Annotated in this window: 13 protein-coding genes and 2 pseudogenes; 9 read left to right on the forward strand and 6 right to left on the reverse strand. The window is 60.3% G+C overall.

What is annotated here, in order from left to right; genetic code table 11:
* Positions 1-83 precede the first annotated feature (83 nt).
* On the forward strand, positions 84-773 hold the full coding sequence (locus HPQ62_RS12300) for a GntR family transcriptional regulator (RefSeq protein ID WP_174802858.1): 690 nt from the start codon (positions 84-86) through the stop codon (positions 771-773).
* Positions 770-1,144: a YybH family protein gene (locus HPQ62_RS12305; protein ID WP_174802859.1), complete on the forward strand. Its 375-nt coding sequence runs from the start codon at positions 770-772 to the stop codon at positions 1,142-1,144. Before HPQ62_RS12300 ends, HPQ62_RS12305 begins: the two co-directional genes overlap by 4 nt.
* 184 nt (positions 1,145-1,328) lie before the next feature.
* Here the strand turns inward: HPQ62_RS12305 and HPQ62_RS12310 are convergent, their stop codons facing one another.
* The 6 genes and pseudogenes from HPQ62_RS12310 to HPQ62_RS12335 all read right to left on the reverse strand — a co-directional run bounded on the left by HPQ62_RS12310 (position 1,329) and on the right by HPQ62_RS12335 (position 5,749).
* Positions 1,329-1,799: an NUDIX hydrolase gene (locus HPQ62_RS12310; RefSeq protein WP_174802860.1), complete on the reverse strand. Its 471-nt coding sequence runs from the start codon at positions 1,797-1,799 to the stop codon at positions 1,329-1,331.
* A gap of 224 nt (positions 1,800-2,023) precedes the next feature.
* Positions 2,024-2,386 (reverse strand): annotated as a pseudogene (locus HPQ62_RS12315) (DDE-type integrase/transposase/recombinase); the annotation flags it as partial.
* A gap of 19 nt (positions 2,387-2,405) precedes the next feature.
* Positions 2,406-2,876, reverse strand: a complete 471-nt coding sequence (locus HPQ62_RS12320) for a MerR family transcriptional regulator (protein WP_174802861.1) — start codon at positions 2,874-2,876, stop codon at positions 2,406-2,408.
* Positions 2,877-2,965: 89 nt separating this feature from the next.
* A complete protein-coding gene (locus HPQ62_RS12325) occupies positions 2,966-3,724 on the reverse strand; it encodes an SDR family NAD(P)-dependent oxidoreductase (protein ID WP_174802862.1) in 759 nt (252 codons plus the stop codon).
* 310 nt (positions 3,725-4,034) lie between these two features.
* Positions 4,035-4,547: pseudogene (locus tag HPQ62_RS12330) on the reverse strand (transposase); the annotation flags it as partial.
* Between the two features lie 185 nt (positions 4,548-4,732).
* A complete protein-coding gene (locus HPQ62_RS12335) occupies positions 4,733-5,749 on the reverse strand; it encodes a LysR family transcriptional regulator (protein ID WP_244629667.1) in 1,017 nt (338 codons plus the stop codon).
* Between the two features lie 73 nt (positions 5,750-5,822).
* On the opposite strand from HPQ62_RS12335, the gene HPQ62_RS12340 reads away from it, so the two are divergent.
* The 7 genes from HPQ62_RS12340 to HPQ62_RS12370 form a co-directional block, all read left to right on the forward strand.
* Entirely contained in the window at positions 5,823-6,869 is a 1,047-nt protein-coding gene (locus HPQ62_RS12340; protein WP_174802864.1) for a glutamate cyclase domain-containing protein, read from the forward strand.
* 60 nt (positions 6,870-6,929) lie between these two features.
* The gene (locus tag HPQ62_RS12345) at positions 6,930-8,012 is read left to right on the forward strand and encodes a TRAP transporter substrate-binding protein (RefSeq protein ID WP_174802865.1); all 1,083 of its coding nucleotides are present in this window, start codon (positions 6,930-6,932) and stop codon (positions 8,010-8,012) included.
* A 4-nt stretch (positions 8,013-8,016) separates the two neighbouring features.
* A complete protein-coding gene (locus HPQ62_RS12350) occupies positions 8,017-8,568 on the forward strand; it encodes a TRAP transporter small permease subunit (RefSeq protein ID WP_174802866.1) in 552 nt (183 codons plus the stop codon).
* A gap of 1 nt (position 8,569) precedes the next feature.
* Positions 8,570-9,850 (forward strand): TRAP transporter large permease, encoded by a 1,281-nt coding sequence (locus tag HPQ62_RS12355; protein WP_174802867.1) that lies wholly within the window; start codon positions 8,570-8,572, stop codon positions 9,848-9,850.
* A gap of 353 nt (positions 9,851-10,203) precedes the next feature.
* Positions 10,204-10,590, forward strand: a complete 387-nt coding sequence (gene tnpA / locus HPQ62_RS12360; RefSeq protein WP_244629668.1) for an IS66-like element accessory protein TnpA — start codon at positions 10,204-10,206, stop codon at positions 10,588-10,590.
* Complete coding sequence (gene tnpB / locus HPQ62_RS12365) at positions 10,587-10,940, forward strand: IS66 family insertion sequence element accessory protein TnpB (protein ID WP_174802869.1); 354 nt, start codon at positions 10,587-10,589, stop codon at positions 10,938-10,940. Before tnpA ends, tnpB begins: the two co-directional genes overlap by 4 nt.
* Before the next feature lie 920 nt (positions 10,941-11,860).
* Positions 11,861-16,416, forward strand: a 4,556-nt coding sequence (locus tag HPQ62_RS12370; protein WP_174802870.1) for a GLUG motif-containing protein, incomplete at its 3' end; no start/stop codon positions are given.

The following is a 16,416-nucleotide window of genomic DNA, read 5'->3' on the forward strand; positions in this document are numbered from 1 at the left end:
GGCAAGTGCATTGTGTAATTTATCATCTTAAGGCTGGGGCGATCTGGTTCACTTTGCGCCAGTCCGGATGTAAGGAAATGAAAATGCTGGAAAAAACATCGGCGCAAAAGATGAGCCTCGGGGACAGGATCGCGGGAGAACTTGAAGAGCAGGTCATCAGCGGAGGCATTCCCGCCGGAGCCAAACTGGATGAAACCGCCATCGCTGCCCAGTTTTCGGTGTCCCGCACGCCGGTGCGCGAGGCGCTTCACATCCTCTGCGGTCGCGGGCTTGCCGATCGTATTGCATACAAGGGCGTCGTGGTCACGCGTATCTCGCCGGCTCGCATCGATGAGATGTTCGAGGCGATGGCAGAGCTTGAGGCGGTCTGCGGACGGCTTGCCTGTCACCGTATGACGATGAGCGAGCGTGCCGAACTCCAGAAGCTGCATCGCGAGATGGAAGGTCTCGCCGCGATTGCTGACAGCAGTGCCTACGAGTCATTGAACACCCGCTTCCATACGCTGATCTTCGCTGGTTGTCACAACACCGATATCATCGCCTCGGCAGAGGCGCTGCGGTTGAAGCTCGCGCCGTTCCGCAAATACCAGCTTGGGGATGCCGGCCGGCTCAAACGGTCCTCGCTCGAGCATCAGCAGATCGTGGATTCGATCCTCGACCAGAACCCCGAGGCGGCCGAAAGCGCGCTGCGCCGGCACCTGATCTCCGCGGCGCATGAGGTGGTCAGCAGGCGGCAGGATAGCGCCGAGATGAAACCGGAAGAGACGCAATGAGCGCGCAGAAAGCCATCCGCGCTGTGATCGCCGAAATGGAAGCAGCATGGAATCGCGGCGATTTCGCCGGCTACATGGAAGGGTTTGCAAACCCGGATGTGATCTTTGTTTCGCGCGGGCGGATCCAGAAGGACTGGCAGGCGACCCTCGATCACTATATCGCGGAATACGGCGGCGCCCCTGGTTCGCAAGGCTCGCTCGCGTTTTCAGACATTCGAATAGAGATGCTCGCGGATGATGCGGCCCAGCTTGTCAGCAGCTTTACACTTACCCGCAAAGCCGGCAATCAGCGGGGTATCAACACGCGCCTGATGCGCAAGCGCATGGGGCGTTGGATAATTGCGCTGAATCATGTCTCGGCACAGGAATGATGCTCGAGACCGGCAACGTTCCGGCTTTGAGATGCGTTTCCGGTATCCATTCCTGACCATCAAAAGCGGGACAAAGATGGTTCAGGTCCTTGTCGAGCGTCTTCCACTGCCGGGTGGCGTCATCGGTCAATATGATCTTCCTTGAAGTCCTGAAAACCGCCGGCTCGTGGCTCGGCTCTCAACGTCAACGCACCTGTTCGAGAAGAGCCGGAAGATCCTTCAGGATCGCCTTCAACTGAGGCTCCCCCACGACCCGTGCCGCATCGTCGTGGTGCATCCACTTGCGCTCAAGCTCCTCCATTTCCGGAAAACTGTCGGCAAGCTCAACCACCTTGGTCGCGTAGACATACACATCCGTGGTCACCGGCAATCCTCCATCGACGATCTTCTTGTAGCGATAGCGTCCGATGCGCCTTGCTTCGGCGCCACGATGAACCCCGGCCTCTTCCCACGCCTCTTCCAGCGCCGTGCCCGTTCCATCCGTGCCGGCCACCGGCCATCCCTTCGGGATGATCCAGCGCCTGGTCGTGCGCGACGTGATGAGCAGGACTTCTGGTCCGGCATTTCCCTGTCGATAGCAGAGCGCGGCGATCTGCACATGTGCAGGCCGGCCGAGAAGAGGGGCGAGATAGCTATTCCAGATCCTTGAAAACATCGGGACACCGTTCAGGAGCGGTCAATACCCCCGCTGCTTATTAAAATGCCAGACCGATCAAAAGGTTAGTGGGGCAAGAGTTCCATCTTATCCGTCCTTTCAACGCGCTTCCTCGCTTGCCGGCAGGCCATCGTTTCGCTCGGCAATAGTCCGGTGCCCAAGGCATCCGCGCCGTATCCGAAGGGGGATGCCGTCGCAGAGGAAGTCGCGCCGGCATCGTAAACTTAACGGCAACGAGGGCAGACCATGACAACGGCCTTTTTCGCCCGCAGGTTCATCGCTGTGGAACGCAGTTCGTGATAATGATTGGAGGGGATGTCGTGGCGCGGGATGTGGAACAGATTGGCGATCGGATCATGGAGGGAGACAAAGCGTTGTAGATGTCGCTGTGACTTGAAGCGCTTCATGATCCGCCCTCGTCGCGTGACTGGCTGGTGAGAATTCTCCGCCCGATTATTCAACCCTTTGTGGGAGCGATGCTCGATTCAAGGCGTGATCTCTCGCTTTGCTGCGCCGTAGGATCCCAGTTTGTCTGTGATCATCACTCGCGGCCATGGCCCTTTCAAGAGCTTGCGCATCAGGCGCTTCCCCTGTCCATAATGCCTGTCAGAGTGTTTCACGGTGCTCGGGAGATCTCGCAATCTTTGCGGCTTTGTCAGGTGTGACAGTGCCATCGGCCTGCTCAAGCTTCTCAAGCGCCTCCTGAAATGACGTAAGGCGTTCGAGTACGGCCGCGCGTTTTACGTCGAGCTCCGCTTTCAGCCGATCGATATGTTCAAGCTTGGTCAGAAGCTGGGTGACGCCGCCCGCGCACGGTCCCGCACCTTCGTCCGACAGGCAAGCCGCCATCGCCCGGACCTCACGCGCCGAAAAGCCAGTCGCGATGAAATCCCGGATCCGGCCGGCGCGTCGCAGATCGGCTTCGTTGTAGCTGCGATAGCCGTTTTCCAGCCGTCGGGCCGCAATCAGGCCCGACCGTTCATAGTGGCGCAGCATGCGCTCCGTAATGCCGAGCCGTTCGGCTGCTTCCTTGATCTGCATATCGGGACCTTTCGGCAAATCTTCGTTGACGACCATGTCAGATGACGCGCCCGCCTTTTCAAGGACCGAAAGGCAGGCAGCAGCCTCCGGACAGTTCTGCTCGGAGTTAACGACCGATAGACGCTTCAGCCCCTCTGCGACCATCCGCCATCAATTGTGATGACCTGACCGGTCAGCCATTCGTTGGCGGAACTGCCGAGCCGCAATATCCACGGCACAAGATCGGTTGTCGCCCCGCGACGGCCGAGCGGGATTTCAGCGGCTTCGGCCTCTTCGATCGTGCTCGCCATCTCAGGGGAAAGCCCCATCATGCCGGTCAGCGCACCGGTTTTCACCGGTCCGGGCGCGATGGTATTCACGCGGATGCCATCGCCAGCGAGCTCGACGGCCCAGGCTCGCGTCAGATGTTCGAGCGCGGCCTTGGTCGCCGCATAATGCGCCAGGCCCGGTGCGGCATTCTGCGAGACGGCCGTCCCGATGTTGACGACCGCGCCTTTCGTTTCCCGAAGCGCCGGCAAAGCCTCCTTCAGGAGAAGCGATGGACCGGTGATGTTCACCGCACAAATCTCAGCAATCGCTTCGCCGTCATAGGCGCCGATCGGAAGCGGCCTGCCGGCGCCGGCATTGTTGACGACCAGATCGAGCCGGCCCCAGCGGGTAAGCGCGGCCTCGAGAATGCGCCGGCTGCCCGTTGGGTCGGCGGCATCGGCGCGCACGGTCGCGACCGCTGCGCATTTCGCGGCCACACCGGCCAGTTTCGCCTCATTGCGACCGGTTATGACCACATTGGCGCCCTGTGCCGCTAGAGCCAATGCCGTGGCTTCCCCTATGCCCGAACTCCCGCCCGTCACGATGGCAACCTTGCCCTGCCAGTCTTCATTCATCTTGATTTTCCTTTCCAATGAACGTGCGCGTTCCTGCGCTTCGCGACGTTCCTAGCGGGTTGACGCTAGTGTCAGGGTCAAGGGCAATCCTGAAGGCTGGTATGCAAGGGCAAGTAAACACTCGAACCACGGACGGGACACCAAAAGGGCGGATTGAGCGGGCAAGAGGATACAGGCAGGCCATATCGATCGGAGGAAATTTCCATGGTGCTACCCGTTGGAGGACTAACCAGAACTGCCCGTCGTCGAATGGTTATGGACAGAATGGGGTCTGGCTATCAGGAGGGTCTGGCTCGTCTGGTTTGTTGATTTAAGCGGCGTTTGCGTGATGTTGCAAGCGGCGGTGCTGAATGGTCTGTTGCTTGATCCTTTTTCGCTGTTTCAGGATTTCATTTCTTCTGCCGAAGTAGACATCTGCCGGCGTGAGGTTGCCGAGGCTCTCGCGGTATCGTCGGTTGTTGTAATGGTCGATGAATGCACCGATCTGAGCTTCCAGGCCCTCGTGGAAGAAGTAATTCTCGAGCAGGATCCGGTTTTTCAGCGTCTGGTGCCAGCGCTCGATCTTGCCTTGTGTCTGCGGATGACCGGGCGCGCCATGACGCTGCTCCATTTTCCTGTCCTTCAGCCAGTCCGCCAGATCTTCGGCGATATAGCATCCGCCATTATTCGACAGCAGTCGCGGTTTGTGCTCCACCTTGACGCTATCGCAGCCGGATGCGGCCAGTGCAATGTTCAGCGTCTCAGTCACATCACCAACTTTCATATTCGTGCACAGCTTCCAGCCCACGATATATCGGGAGAAATCATCGAGAATGGTGGACAAGCTCCGTGATGGCAGGATCGTCGATTTTATCGACTTTGAGTCCTGATAGAACGGCCTCTCAGCGATCCTGATATTGCAGCTCGGACTGCGTGCGTGGTCGTGGCGCTGCCGTGACGTATCTGCCCCATAGTGCTTCCTTCCATTCCATGGAAAACATCGCACCATCAAACTCTGGGATCGAACGCCTAATTCCGGAACAGATTTTCGACGTCTGCGATCTGGTCCTTGACTACGTCGAAGAACACTTGTGAAAACAGCTCCGCTCCCTGTGTCTTGGCAATCGGCGGAAAGATAGCGGAGAAGCGAAACTCGATCTCCGGCGCGAACGGCTTCACAGCGATCTTTTCCAGGTTGATCGCCATGACGGAGAAGATATCGGCGACAGAAATGCCGAGCCCGGCGGAAACATAGCTTGGAACGGTGTTGGAATAGAGCGTCTGCACCGTCCTGCCGGGTTGAATGCCCGCAGCCTCCATCGCGGCTTCGATCTGCATCCGAAGCAGGCTGCTCACGCCGAGCGAAATGAAAGGCTGCCTGGCGAGGTCCTCGACGGTGACAATGTCCTTTGCCGCCAGTTCATGCTCTCTCGGCAGCAGGCAGATCGCTGATGAAACGGGCATCTCCAGACGGTCGATATCCGTGCGCTCCGGCGGCACGCGACACAGGCCCACCGAAAATTCGTCGCGCTGCAGGGCGTCCAGGATATGCACCGAATTATCGGAATGGATGAAGAAATCGGTTTCGGGTTGCCTGACCCGAAACCGCCTGATGGCCTCGGGCAAGGCACCGGACGAAAGCGTCGACATGGCGGCAATCCTCAGCCGTCCATCCTGCTGCTCGCGCATTTGCCGGGCGTTGTCGCGAATCCGCTCCATGGCATCGAAGTATTTTTCGACCTCGCGAAACAGCGCGACGGCTTCGGTCGTCGGGCGGACGCTCGACCATTTGCGGGCGAACAGGGTTATACCGAGATCGGCTTCCAGGTCGCGCACCAACCGGGTCACAGCCGGCTGGCTGATGTGCAGGATGCGGCCAGCGGCCGTCATGCTGCCGCTGGCCGCATCACGGCGCGAAAGGCCAGCATCTGGCGGTGATTGAGGGATCGCAACCTCGTCTCCTTGAACCGGAAATGGCCCCGATGCAGGCAAACATGAATGAACGTTTTCCGCAATGGCATAACATTTCCTGATGCCGTATTCCAAAATTCGATTCGCCACACCGCGCAGCGCTTCACTACGATCAGCGCAAAGTACTGCTGAAGAAGAAGGAAGCACTGTGCCGGATATCATTGGTGAATATGTCGACCGCCTGGTGACTGTTGAAATGCGCAACCGCGGCATGAACCACAATATCATTGCGCCGATCTACAACGAGGCGCGACGCGAGGGCGGCGGTCGTCCGATCACCGCGCGCGCTGCCGAGGCGCTCGTCGAGCATGTCGGTGAAGGCGATGTCGTGCTGATCGTGACCGGCGCGGGTTACATGCCCGAAGTGCCCCATGGCGAAAGCGACGGCCCGCCCGGCGCCGTTTCGCTTGCCCGCGCGCTTTACTGGGGGCTTAAGGCCGTGCCGGTCTATGTTTCGGAAGTCTGTCATGCCCCGCCGATCAAGGCTTCGTCAGAGGCAGCGGGCCTGATGATCCGCGACTATGATCTGGCCAAGGACCGCCGGATGGGGGCAGCGCAGGTGACGGCGCCGGAGGATCAGGCCGAAATCGACGGATGGGCGAGCGAGCTTCTTGCAAAGATGCAGCCCAAGGCGATCATCGCGATCGAGCGGCTGGGGCCGAACGAAAGCGGCATCGTGCATTATTCGACGGGCGTGGCGCCGAAAGGCTGCGTCAACATCGCGCCGTTGTTCGATCAGGCCGCGGCACAGAATGTGCTGAGCATCGGCATCGGCGACAATGGCAATGAGATCGGCTTCGGCCGTATCCATTCCTTCATGCAGGATTTTCATCCCTATGGCCGCGAAACCCAGACCGACACGCCGGGCGGCGCGATCACGGTGACGGCGACGGATATCTTCCTGCCCGCCTCGATCTCGAATTGGGGCGCGTACGGCGTCGCGGCGATGCTGGGTTTCCTGTTGAAGGACAAGGAACTGGTTCAGGACCCCAAGACCGAAGAACGCGTGATCCGCGCCTGCCTCGATGCCGGCGGCTGGGAAATGCGCTACTGCACCTCGCGTTTCATCGTCGACGGCGCGGAGGGCGAAAGCTCGATGGCCATCGTGCAATTGCTGCGCGACATGGTGCGGCTCAATATTGCTCCACCTGACCGTGGGCTTTCCCACGGCAAGATGAAAGAAGCGGCGCGATAAGCCGCCAGATCGGCCTTGCCTTGGCAAGGCCGCCCTCAAACCAACAGAGAGAGAACACACATGCAGATATCCCACAAGTTTGTTGCCGCCGCAGCCATTGTCGGGCTGCTGCCTCTTGCAGGCTTTGCGCAGGATTTGCCGAAAACGGAACTGTCCGTCATCGGTTCGCCCGTCAACTCGCCGAACTGGACCAATGTCCTGCAGCCGTTCTGGAATGAAACCATTCCCGCCGACAGCAACGGTCAGGTCACTGCCGACGCCGTCAGCATGACCGACCTGGGCGTCAAGGGCCCCGAGTTGATGCGGCTTGCCGCCTCTGGCGTTGCCGATATCATTGCGGGCAGCACGACGCTGATCTCCGGCGAACTGGCCGAAAACGACTCGATCGACCTTGCCGGGCTGGCACAGGATATCGACACGTTGCAGCAGGTCATCGAAGTCTACCGCCCGGTGCTTGAGGAACGATATCGCGAACGCCTGGACGTGGTGCCGCTCGGCTTCTGGCCGACGGGCGCGCAGGTGCTGTGGTGCGCCACTCCGGTGACGAGCCTGGATGACCTGACCGGCAAGAAGGTTCGCGTGTTTTCGACCACGACCTCGTCGCTGACGGCCGCGCTCGGTGCCACACCCGTGACCATGGCCTTCAACGAAGTCGTGCCCGCCTTGCAGCGCGGCGTGATCGATTGCGCCTTTACCGGTTCCAATTCCGGCAACAACGCCAAGTGGACCGATGTCGCGACCCACCTTGTCGACCTCACGGTCGGCTGGGGCGTCAACTTCATCGTCGCCAATTCCACGACATGGGATGGACTTGACCCCGCCGTGCAGGAATTCCTGCGCACGGAGATTCGCGAGAAGCTTGAGCCTGTCGGTTGGGAAATGGCCCGCGTCGCGACCCAGCAGGGCATCTGGTGCTCGGTCGGCGATGATCGCTGCGAGCCCGAGGCGACCGCGCCGCGCAACCTGACCAAGTCCGATCTGACATTGGTCGAACTCACCGATGCCGAAAACGAACATCTTCGCGCGATTGTCGCTGAAAATGTGATGCCCGAATTCACACAGGCTTGCGGCGCCGATTGCGTTCAGCGCTGGAACGAAACGGTCGGCGAGGTCGTCGACATCGAACTCGACCCGGCGAGGTAAGAGATTGGAAAACAATCTGATCTCTCGCAAACTGGCGCGTCTCGCCCGTTTTGCGACCATCGGCAGTGGCTTGCTGCTGCTGGGGTCCGCTGGGCTCATGACGGCAGAAATCCTGGCGCGGAGGCTGTTTCACCACAGCCTCGTCGGCGTCGACGAACTGGCCGGCTACGCCTTTGCCATCGCCATGGCCTGGGGTTTTGCGCAGGCGCTGTTCATGCGCGCCCATATCCGCGTCGACCTGGTCTATCTCCGCTTGCCGGCCAGGGTGCAGCGCTTGCTGGACGTGCTGGCGCTGGCCGCCTTTGCCGGGATCATCGGCATTGTCGTTTTTCATGCCTGGGGCACGCTGGCGGAATCGCTGCGCCTTGGCGCGCGCGCCAGCACCCCGCTCGCCACCCCGTTGTGGATACCGCAGGCGCTGTGGCTGGCGGGGCTGATTTTTTTCCTGATCTGTCTGATCGCGCTGCTGTTTGATCTCGTGCGTGCCCTGGTGCGCGGCGAAAAGGCGCTTGCGGCCGAACTGGGCGCGTCGGAATCGGCGCTGCGGAGACTGTAACATGGGCATAGCGTTAATACTTTTGTTCCTGCTGATCGCCCTCGGCTTGCCGATTGCCGCGGTTCTTGGTTGGCTGGCGGTGCTGCTGGACTGGCTGCTGACGCCGCTGCCGCTGCAACGCGCCTTTGGCGAAATCGCCTGGTCGCACAGCATCGAGTTCACCCTGATCGCAATCCCCATGTTTATCATGATGGGCGAGATCCTGCTGCGCTCGGGGATCGCCGACCGGATGTATAACGGCGTTTCGGCCTGGCTCGGTTGGCTGCCGGGCGGGCTGATGCACGCCAATATCGGTGCCAGCGCGCTGTTTGCCGCGACATCGGGATCGAGCGTCGCCACGGCCGCGACCATCGGCACCACAGCGATGCCGCAGGTCGATCGCCACGGCTACAGCGAGCGCCTGTTTCTGGGCAGCCTGGCGGCCGGCGGCACGCTGGGTATTCTGATCCCGCCTTCGATCAACATGATCATCTACGGCTTTTTGACGGATACCTCCGTGCCGCGGCTGTTCATGGCGGGCCTGGTTCCCGGCATCGTGCTAGCGTTGATCTTTTCGCTGACCATTCTGGTTTTGTGCGTCGTCAAGCCGTCGCTGGATGGCGACCGTGCGCCCATCACGGCCAGGGCCTTGCTGCACAGCCTGTCCGACCTCGCACCGCCGCTCGGGCTCTTTGCTGTGGTGATCGGGTCGATCTATGCGGGCTGGGCGACGCCGACCGAGGCCGCCTCGATCGGCGTGATTGCATCGTTGGTGCTGACGGCGCTTTCCAGAAGGTTGAGCTGGTCGATGATGGTCGAGGTGTTCATCGGCACGGTTCGCACCTCGTCGATGATGATCCTGATCACGCTGCTGGCCTTCCTGCTGAACTTCGTCATCGGCGCGACCGGCATGGCGGGCACGGTGAATGATCTTGTTCGCGGGTTGAATTGGAGCCCCCTGGCCACGATGCTGCTCATCCTCGCGGTCTATCTGGTGCTCGGCATGTTCATGGATACGCTGGCGATGATCGTGCTAACCATCCCAATCGTCACGCCAATCGTCGTTGGCCTTGGGTATGACCCGATCTGGTTCGGGGTGATGATGGTGCTGGTCGCCGAGACCTCGGTGCTGACGCCGCCCATCGGCATGCTGTGCTACGTCGTGCATGGCGTCCGGGGAAGGGGTGATTTGACCGATGTCTTCATCGGGGTCACTCCGTTCATCATTGCGCTGATGGCGATGATTGCCCTGATGCTGGCCGCGCCCCAACTTGCCCTGTGGTTGCCCAATCTGTTGTTTTAGCACGGTTACGGATGTGTCGTTCGCAGGGGCCGGCTGCGAACGGCCAACAAAAGGTCATTGATCGAACATCGGCTTTCTGGAACTCTCGGCCAGGATCGGACAGTCAGCAGATGGCCGCATACCGGGCATTCCGGAGTGCGACTTGTTGCCCAAACTAGAACACCAATGCCGCTACAGCTGCCAAACAACGGGTCGAAGGTTCATATCCCATCAAGACCCCTGAAGCTGATTAGAATTGGTGCTTTGTGCGCATCATTGGCCCTCTCAACGTAACCGATGTTCTGCCCCCACATTGTGCGCCGTCGCCTGATCTGTGATCGAGGTTTCCATGGATGAAGAACGGGAGTTTCTCCATGGAGACTACATTGGAGTTTCTCACAACCGGCAAGACTCGACGTGAGGTTCACCGACATTGGCCTGATGAGGTCAAGGCGCGGATCGTGTCGGAGAGCTTGAAGCCTGGCACTACGGTTAATGAAGTTGCCCAGCGCTATGGATTACGAGCCAATAGCCTTTCCACCTGGCGGACGATGGCACGGCAGGGCAAGCTGATCTTGCCAGCACCGCAGGATGCGGTGGAGTTCGCGGCGGTGATCGTTGATCCGCCTGTTTCGGAACAGCCACCTAAAATGCTCAGTCGCCCCGAGATCGTCGTCGGTCCGGTGACGATTCGTCTTGAGGAAGGCGCATCTGCTTCCAGGATCGCGGCCATTGCGCGTGCCTTGGCGGCCACGTCATGATCTTTCCATCGAACCGCGTGCGGATCATGGTGGCGACCAAACCGGTAGATTTCCGCAAAGGTCATGATGGACTGGCGGCGCTGGTAAAGAACGAGTTGCACAACGACCCGTTTACCGGAACGGTCTTCGTGTTCCGGTCTCGTAAGGCAGATCGGCTGAAGCTGATCTACTGGGATGGCTCGGGCATCGTGTTGGGCTACAAGAGGCTGGAAGAGCACACCTTTACCTGGCCCGGCATCAAGGATGGCCTGATGACGCTGACCCACGCCCAGTTCGAAGCCCTGTTTGCGGGCCTCGATTGGCGGCGGGTTCATGCGATCACGGCGAGGACGCCGGAGACAATCGAATAGCTGCGGCATGATGACTCAGGGCGGCAAATTCCAAAGGCAATGCAGGTTGGGATTTGGTAGGTTCTGGCCATGCTTGATACCGCCGATCTTCCCGATGACGTTACCGCCCTGAACCCTCCCGTTTTCAACGGTTCTTATCTGTAGAACTCACGCACCATTTTCAGCTTCTGTGCGGGGATTAAACCGCCGCCAGGCACCAGCCGCATGTGGGCGCGGTGCCCTCATCAAAAGCCGCCGCATCCAAATATATCTGGTCTGACTGATGTACGCGCCTCTGAAACGGACCGATGCAGTGCCGGAGAATGCCATTTCAGGACGTTCGGCATATAATTAAGGACGTTCGAGCGATACAAGGGGTTTTCTTTTCTTTAGTCAGGATGTGGCTGCGCTGAGCAGCGATCGCGAATGCTCAAGGAGAACCCACGGGCAATGGGGGACCGAAGATATGAAATGCCCGATAACGCAAAGAGGCGAGGGCACGCATTCCCGACGGGGTCGCGGTTTGGCTGTCGCTCGACCGGCGCGGTGTCTAAGCCTTATCCCTTTCTTCAGATCCGCACGGAAAATCCGCGGCGGCGGCCGAACCTCGATGACCCTGTCGCAAAAATGACTTTCAACGACAGATTTCAGCCTTCCAGATCTGGCCGCTTCAGCAGAAAGGCTTTGCGCCTCTTCGTCTGTTCTTGCGGTCATAGATTTCGTTTCGGGGCATCGTCCTGCGGTCGGTGCGGTCGTGATACGCCTGTTTATAATCGGCGCTGGCCCCTTTGGCTGCTTTTATTTCCTCTCTCGTTCAGAACTTGATTGCAGTAGAAGATTAGATGCAAATCGGCGAAGGCGTTCAATGCCGATCGGCGCTTTAAGGCCTTGGAATACTAAAGTTTGGTGCGGCGCAGAACGAGACTTTTCTGGGAGGCATGGTGAACCGTTATTTCGCGAGTCAACGTAAGAAGGTTGCGCGCCTTTCGGCGCGTTTTGCGCTCGGCCTTTTGGCATCTTCGGTTCTGTCCTTGCCGGCGCTTGCGGGCGATGCGCTGCCAACCGGGGGGCAGGTGGTCTCGGGTTCTGCCCATATTGGTTCAGTCGGCGGCGCGATGACGGTAACGCAAGGCTCCGACAGGGCGATCGTCAACTGGCAGAGCTTCGATATCGGCCAGGCCAACAGCGTCAATTTCGTCCAGCCTGGCGTCAATGCGGCGATCCTCAACCGCGTTACCGGCAATACGCAGTCCTCGATCGCGGGGGCGCTTTCCGGCAATGGCCAGGTCTTTCTCGTCAACCCCAATGGCATCGCGATCACGCCGACGGGCACGATAAAAGCTGGCGGCGGTTTCGTCGCCTCGACGCTCGATATCACCAACGACGACTTCATGTCCGGCAATATGGTGTTCCGCGGCAATGGCGCGTCCGGCACGGTTTCCAACGAGGGCGTGGTGACGATCGGGCGCGGCGGCTATGCCGCGCTGATGGGCGGCAAGGTGAAGAACAGTGGGTTGATCGCCGTGCCCTATGGCAAGGCCGGGCTTGGCGCCGGCGAGGAGATCACGCTCGATCTCTCCGGCGACGGCTTCATGCAGGTGGCGGTTCCCTCGTCGCTGATTGATGACGGCGAGGCGCTGGTTGAAAACTCCGGCACGGTGACGGCCGAAGGCGGCGTGATCGTGATGAAGGCGGCGACGGCGCGGGCGGCGGCCCGCAATGCCGTCAATCTTTCCGGCGTTGCCGAGGCGCGCTCTGTTTCGGGCCGCAATGGCAAGATCACGCTTGGTGGCGGCGATGGCGGCAAGGTGAAGGTCACGGGCAAGGTCTCGACCCGCGCGAAATCCGCCCAGCCAAAGACGACCAGAGGCGGCGCGATCGAAATCACCGGGCTTGAGATTAATCTCGATAACGCCGTGATCGATGCCTCCGGCTATGGCGCGGGCGGCAAGGTGCGCATCGGCGGCGACTGGCAGGGCACGGGCGATATCCCGCATGCCGATATCCTGACGGTGAGCGCCGGCACGGTGATCAGCGCCGATGCAGTCTCCCAGGGCGATGGCGGCTCGGTGGTGCTGTGGTCGGATCACCGCACCGAGTTCGCCGGCCGCATCAGCGCCACCGGCGCGACCGGAACCGGCGGCGATGCCGAGGTTTCCGGCAAGGCGCTGCTTTCCTACACCGGCTTTGCCGATCTGACGGGCGCTGCAGGCTTCGGCTCGCTGCTGCTCGATCCCTATAATGTCACAATTTCGAACGGCGAGAACCAGACGTCGTCCGGCTTCACCGCATCGGGCGATAACAGCGTCATCAATGTCGCCACGCTGCAGAATGCGCTTTCTAGCGCCAATGTCACGGTCTCGACCGGCTCCGGCGGCAGCCAGGACGGCGATATCACCGTTGCCGATGCCGTAACATGGTCCTCGGGCTCCACGCTGACGCTTTCGGCCTATCGCAACATCGCTGTCAACGCCAATCTTTCAGGGCACACGGGGTCCCAGATCGTGCTGCGCGCCGATAGCGGCGCCACCGGCAAAGGCATGGTCAGTTTCGGCTCTGGCATCAAGGCAACCGCCAGCGGCGGGGTTTCGCTCTACTACAATCCGGGATCTTACGCCGCGCCGATCGGCTATTCTGCCAATGCGGGCTTCAGCACGACGCTGACGGCTTACATGCTGGTCAACACGCTCGACAATCTCCAGGCCATCAACACCAATCTTTCGGGCACATATGCCCTCGGAACGGATATTGACGCCAGCGCGACCGCCGGCTGGAATTCCGGCGCGGGTTTCGAGCCGATCGGGAACGACATTTCCAAATTCACAGGCACGTTTGATGGTGACGGTCATGTGATTACCGGGCTGACGATCAATCGATCAGGCTCGAGTTATGTCGGCCTGTTCGGATATACCGATACCGGTTCGATCCTGCGCGATGTCGGCCTTGTGGGCGGTAGCGTTTCAGGCAATGAGGCTGTCGGCGGGCTGGTCGGGTACAATCTTTCGAGCGAGATCAGCAACGCCTATGCGACCGGCGGCGTTTCGGGGAGCGGCAGTGTCGGCGGACTGGTTGGGTTAAATCTTTCTGGCAAGATCACTAACGCCTATTCGACCGGAAGCGTTACAAGCAGCGGAGACTATGTCGGCGGTCTTGTCGGGTTCAATGTTTCGAGCGAGATCAGCAACGCATATGCGAGCGGCAGCGTCACGGGCGGCGGCAGCTATGTCGGCGGACTTGTCGGGTACAACGCTGCTAGTACTTTGAACAATGCCTATGCGACGGGTATCGTTTCGGGCGACACTGCTGTCGGCGGGCTGGTCGGTCACAATTTTTATAGTACGATCTACAATACCTATGCGAGCGGCAGCGTTGAGGGCAGCATCGATGTCGGGGGGCTGTTCGGCTACAGCGAAGGCGGTACGAACGAGAACTCCTATTTCGACAGGGAGACGACTGGCCAATCAAATGGCGTCGGCTCAGGCGATGCTTCCGGCGTGACCGGTTTGACGACGGCCGAGGCGCGTTCTGCAAGTTCGTTTAGGGGCTTCGATTTCACCAACACCTGGTATCAGGCTGGCGATATGCGGCCGATCCTGCGTTCCGAGGCGGCAGCGCCCGTGGATGGGGTGATCACGGTCTCCAACCTGCACCAACTCCAGCTCATCGGCGCCAATCTTTCCGCAAGCTATCGGCTGACCGGCGATATCGACGCCAGTGTCACAGACGCCGCAGCCGAAGATTATGATGCCAGCGGCATATGGGGCACTGGCGGCTTCGTGCCGATCGGGAATAACAACACATCGTTCACCGGCACATTTGACGGCGACGGACATGTAATCACCGGGCTAACAATCTATCGCCCCAATACTAATAGTGTTGGTCTTTTCGGATATGCCGGTTCCGCTTCGATCCTCCGCAATGTCGGCCTTGAGGGCGGCAGCATTACCGGCAGCGGCTATGTCGGCGGGCTGGTCGGGACGAATGCTTCTGGCGCGATCAGCAATGCGTATGCGAGCGGCAGCGTAACGGGCGGCTACGAGGTTGGCGGGCTGGCCGGGTACAGTTCTGGCACGATCAGCAATGCCTATGCGACCGGCAGCGTTGTCGGCGACGGCAGCTATGTTGGCGGGCTGGTCGGGTACAATTCTGGCACGATCAGCAATGCTTATGCGACTGGCAGCGTTACGGGTAGCGTTACGGGCAGCGACAATGTCGGCGGGCTGGTCGGGAGGAATGCTTCTGGCACGATCAGCAATGCGTATGCGACCGGCGGCGTAACGGGCCGCTACGAGGTTGGCGGGCTGGTCGGGTGGAGTAGTTCTGGCACGATCAGCAATGCGTATGCGACCGGCATCGTAACGGGCCGCGAAGATGTCGGCGGGCTTGTCGGCGGGCTTGTCGGGGGGAGCAGTTCTCTCGCGATCAGCAATGCCTATGCGAGCGGCAGCGTTACGGGCAGCCGCCATGTCGGCGGGCTGGTCGGGTACAACAATTCTGGCACGATCACGGCATCCTATTTCGATACGGACAAGACGAACCAGTCGAACGGCGTCGGCACAGGCGACGGCGAAGTGACCGGGCTGACCACCGAACAGTTTCAGGATACGGCCGGGTTCTACGCGCTGGCTTCGGCCGCCGGCTGGGATTTCGAGACGGTCTGGGCACCGCCGAGCCAGGACTTTTATCCGGAGCTATATGCGCTCTCCGACGTGGTCTTCGTCAAGACCGATGGCCAGACCATCACCTATGGCGATGCGCCGGGCCCGCTCACCTATTCCGGCGTTTACGGTGGTCACAGCGGCGCGGGCGTTTTCGCGCCGACGCTGACGACGGAAGCCAACGCGACATCCAATGTCGGCAGCTACGCCATCTCGGGCGAGCCAAAGTTTGTCGGCGATGACGGGATCACCTACCGCACCGTCTACGGGCCCGGCGTGGTGACGATCAACAAGGCCAAGCTGACGGTGACGGCCGATAACGGCTCGATGATCTATGGCGATGCTGTTCCGACGATCGGTTACACGGTGACCGGGTGGAAGAACGATCAGACGGGCGCGCTTCTGACAGGCGTCAGCGTCACCACGGATGCCGACAAGAGCTCGATTGCCGGGGCCACCTACATCACGACCGCAGCCGGCGGCACGCTTTCGGGCGATGCGACGGGCAATTATACGCTGAGCTATGAGAAAGGCGCTTTCGAGGTCAAGAAGGCCAAGCTGACGGTCACGGCTGATAACGGCTCGATGATCTATGGCGATGCTGTTCCGACGATCGGTTACACGGTGACCGGGTGGAAGAACGATCAGACGGGCGCGCTTCTGACAGGCGTCAGCGTCACCACGGATGCCGACAAGAGCTCGATTGCCGGGGCCACCTACATCACGACCGCAGCCGGCGGCACGCTTTCGGGCGATGCGACGGGCAATTATACGCTGAGCTATGAGAAAGGCGCTTTCGAGGTCAAGAAGGCCAAGCTGACGGTGACGGCCGATAACGG

Origin of the sequence: Martelella limonii (assembly GCF_013344475.1) — a bacterium.
GTDB lineage: Bacteria > Pseudomonadota > Alphaproteobacteria > Rhizobiales > Rhizobiaceae > Martelella > Martelella limonii.

Bases quoted from the DNA above. Each gene is read 5' to 3' on its own strand.
- HPQ62_RS12300 (WP_174802858.1), top strand. From the start codon at position 84: ATGCTGGAAAAAACATCGGCGCAAAAGATGAGCCTCGGGGACAGGATC.
- HPQ62_RS12305 (WP_174802859.1), top strand. From the start codon at position 770: ATGAGCGCGCAGAAAGCCATCCGCGCTGTGATCGCCGAAATGGAAGCA.
- HPQ62_RS12310 (WP_174802860.1), bottom strand. From the start codon at position 1,799: ATGTTTTCAAGGATCTGGAATAGCTATCTCGCCCCTCTTCTCGGCCGG.
- HPQ62_RS12320 (WP_174802861.1), bottom strand. From the start codon at position 2,876: ATGGTCGTCAACGAAGATTTGCCGAAAGGTCCCGATATGCAGATCAAG.
- HPQ62_RS12325 (WP_174802862.1), bottom strand. From the start codon at position 3,724: ATGAATGAAGACTGGCAGGGCAAGGTTGCCATCGTGACGGGCGGGAGT.
- HPQ62_RS12345 (WP_174802865.1), top strand. From the start codon at position 6,930: ATGCAGATATCCCACAAGTTTGTTGCCGCCGCAGCCATTGTCGGGCTG.
- HPQ62_RS12355 (WP_174802867.1), top strand. From the start codon at position 8,570: ATGGGCATAGCGTTAATACTTTTGTTCCTGCTGATCGCCCTCGGCTTG.
- tnpA (WP_244629668.1), top strand. From the start codon at position 10,204: ATGGAGACTACATTGGAGTTTCTCACAACCGGCAAGACTCGACGTGAG.
- tnpB (WP_174802869.1), top strand. From the start codon at position 10,587: ATGATCTTTCCATCGAACCGCGTGCGGATCATGGTGGCGACCAAACCG.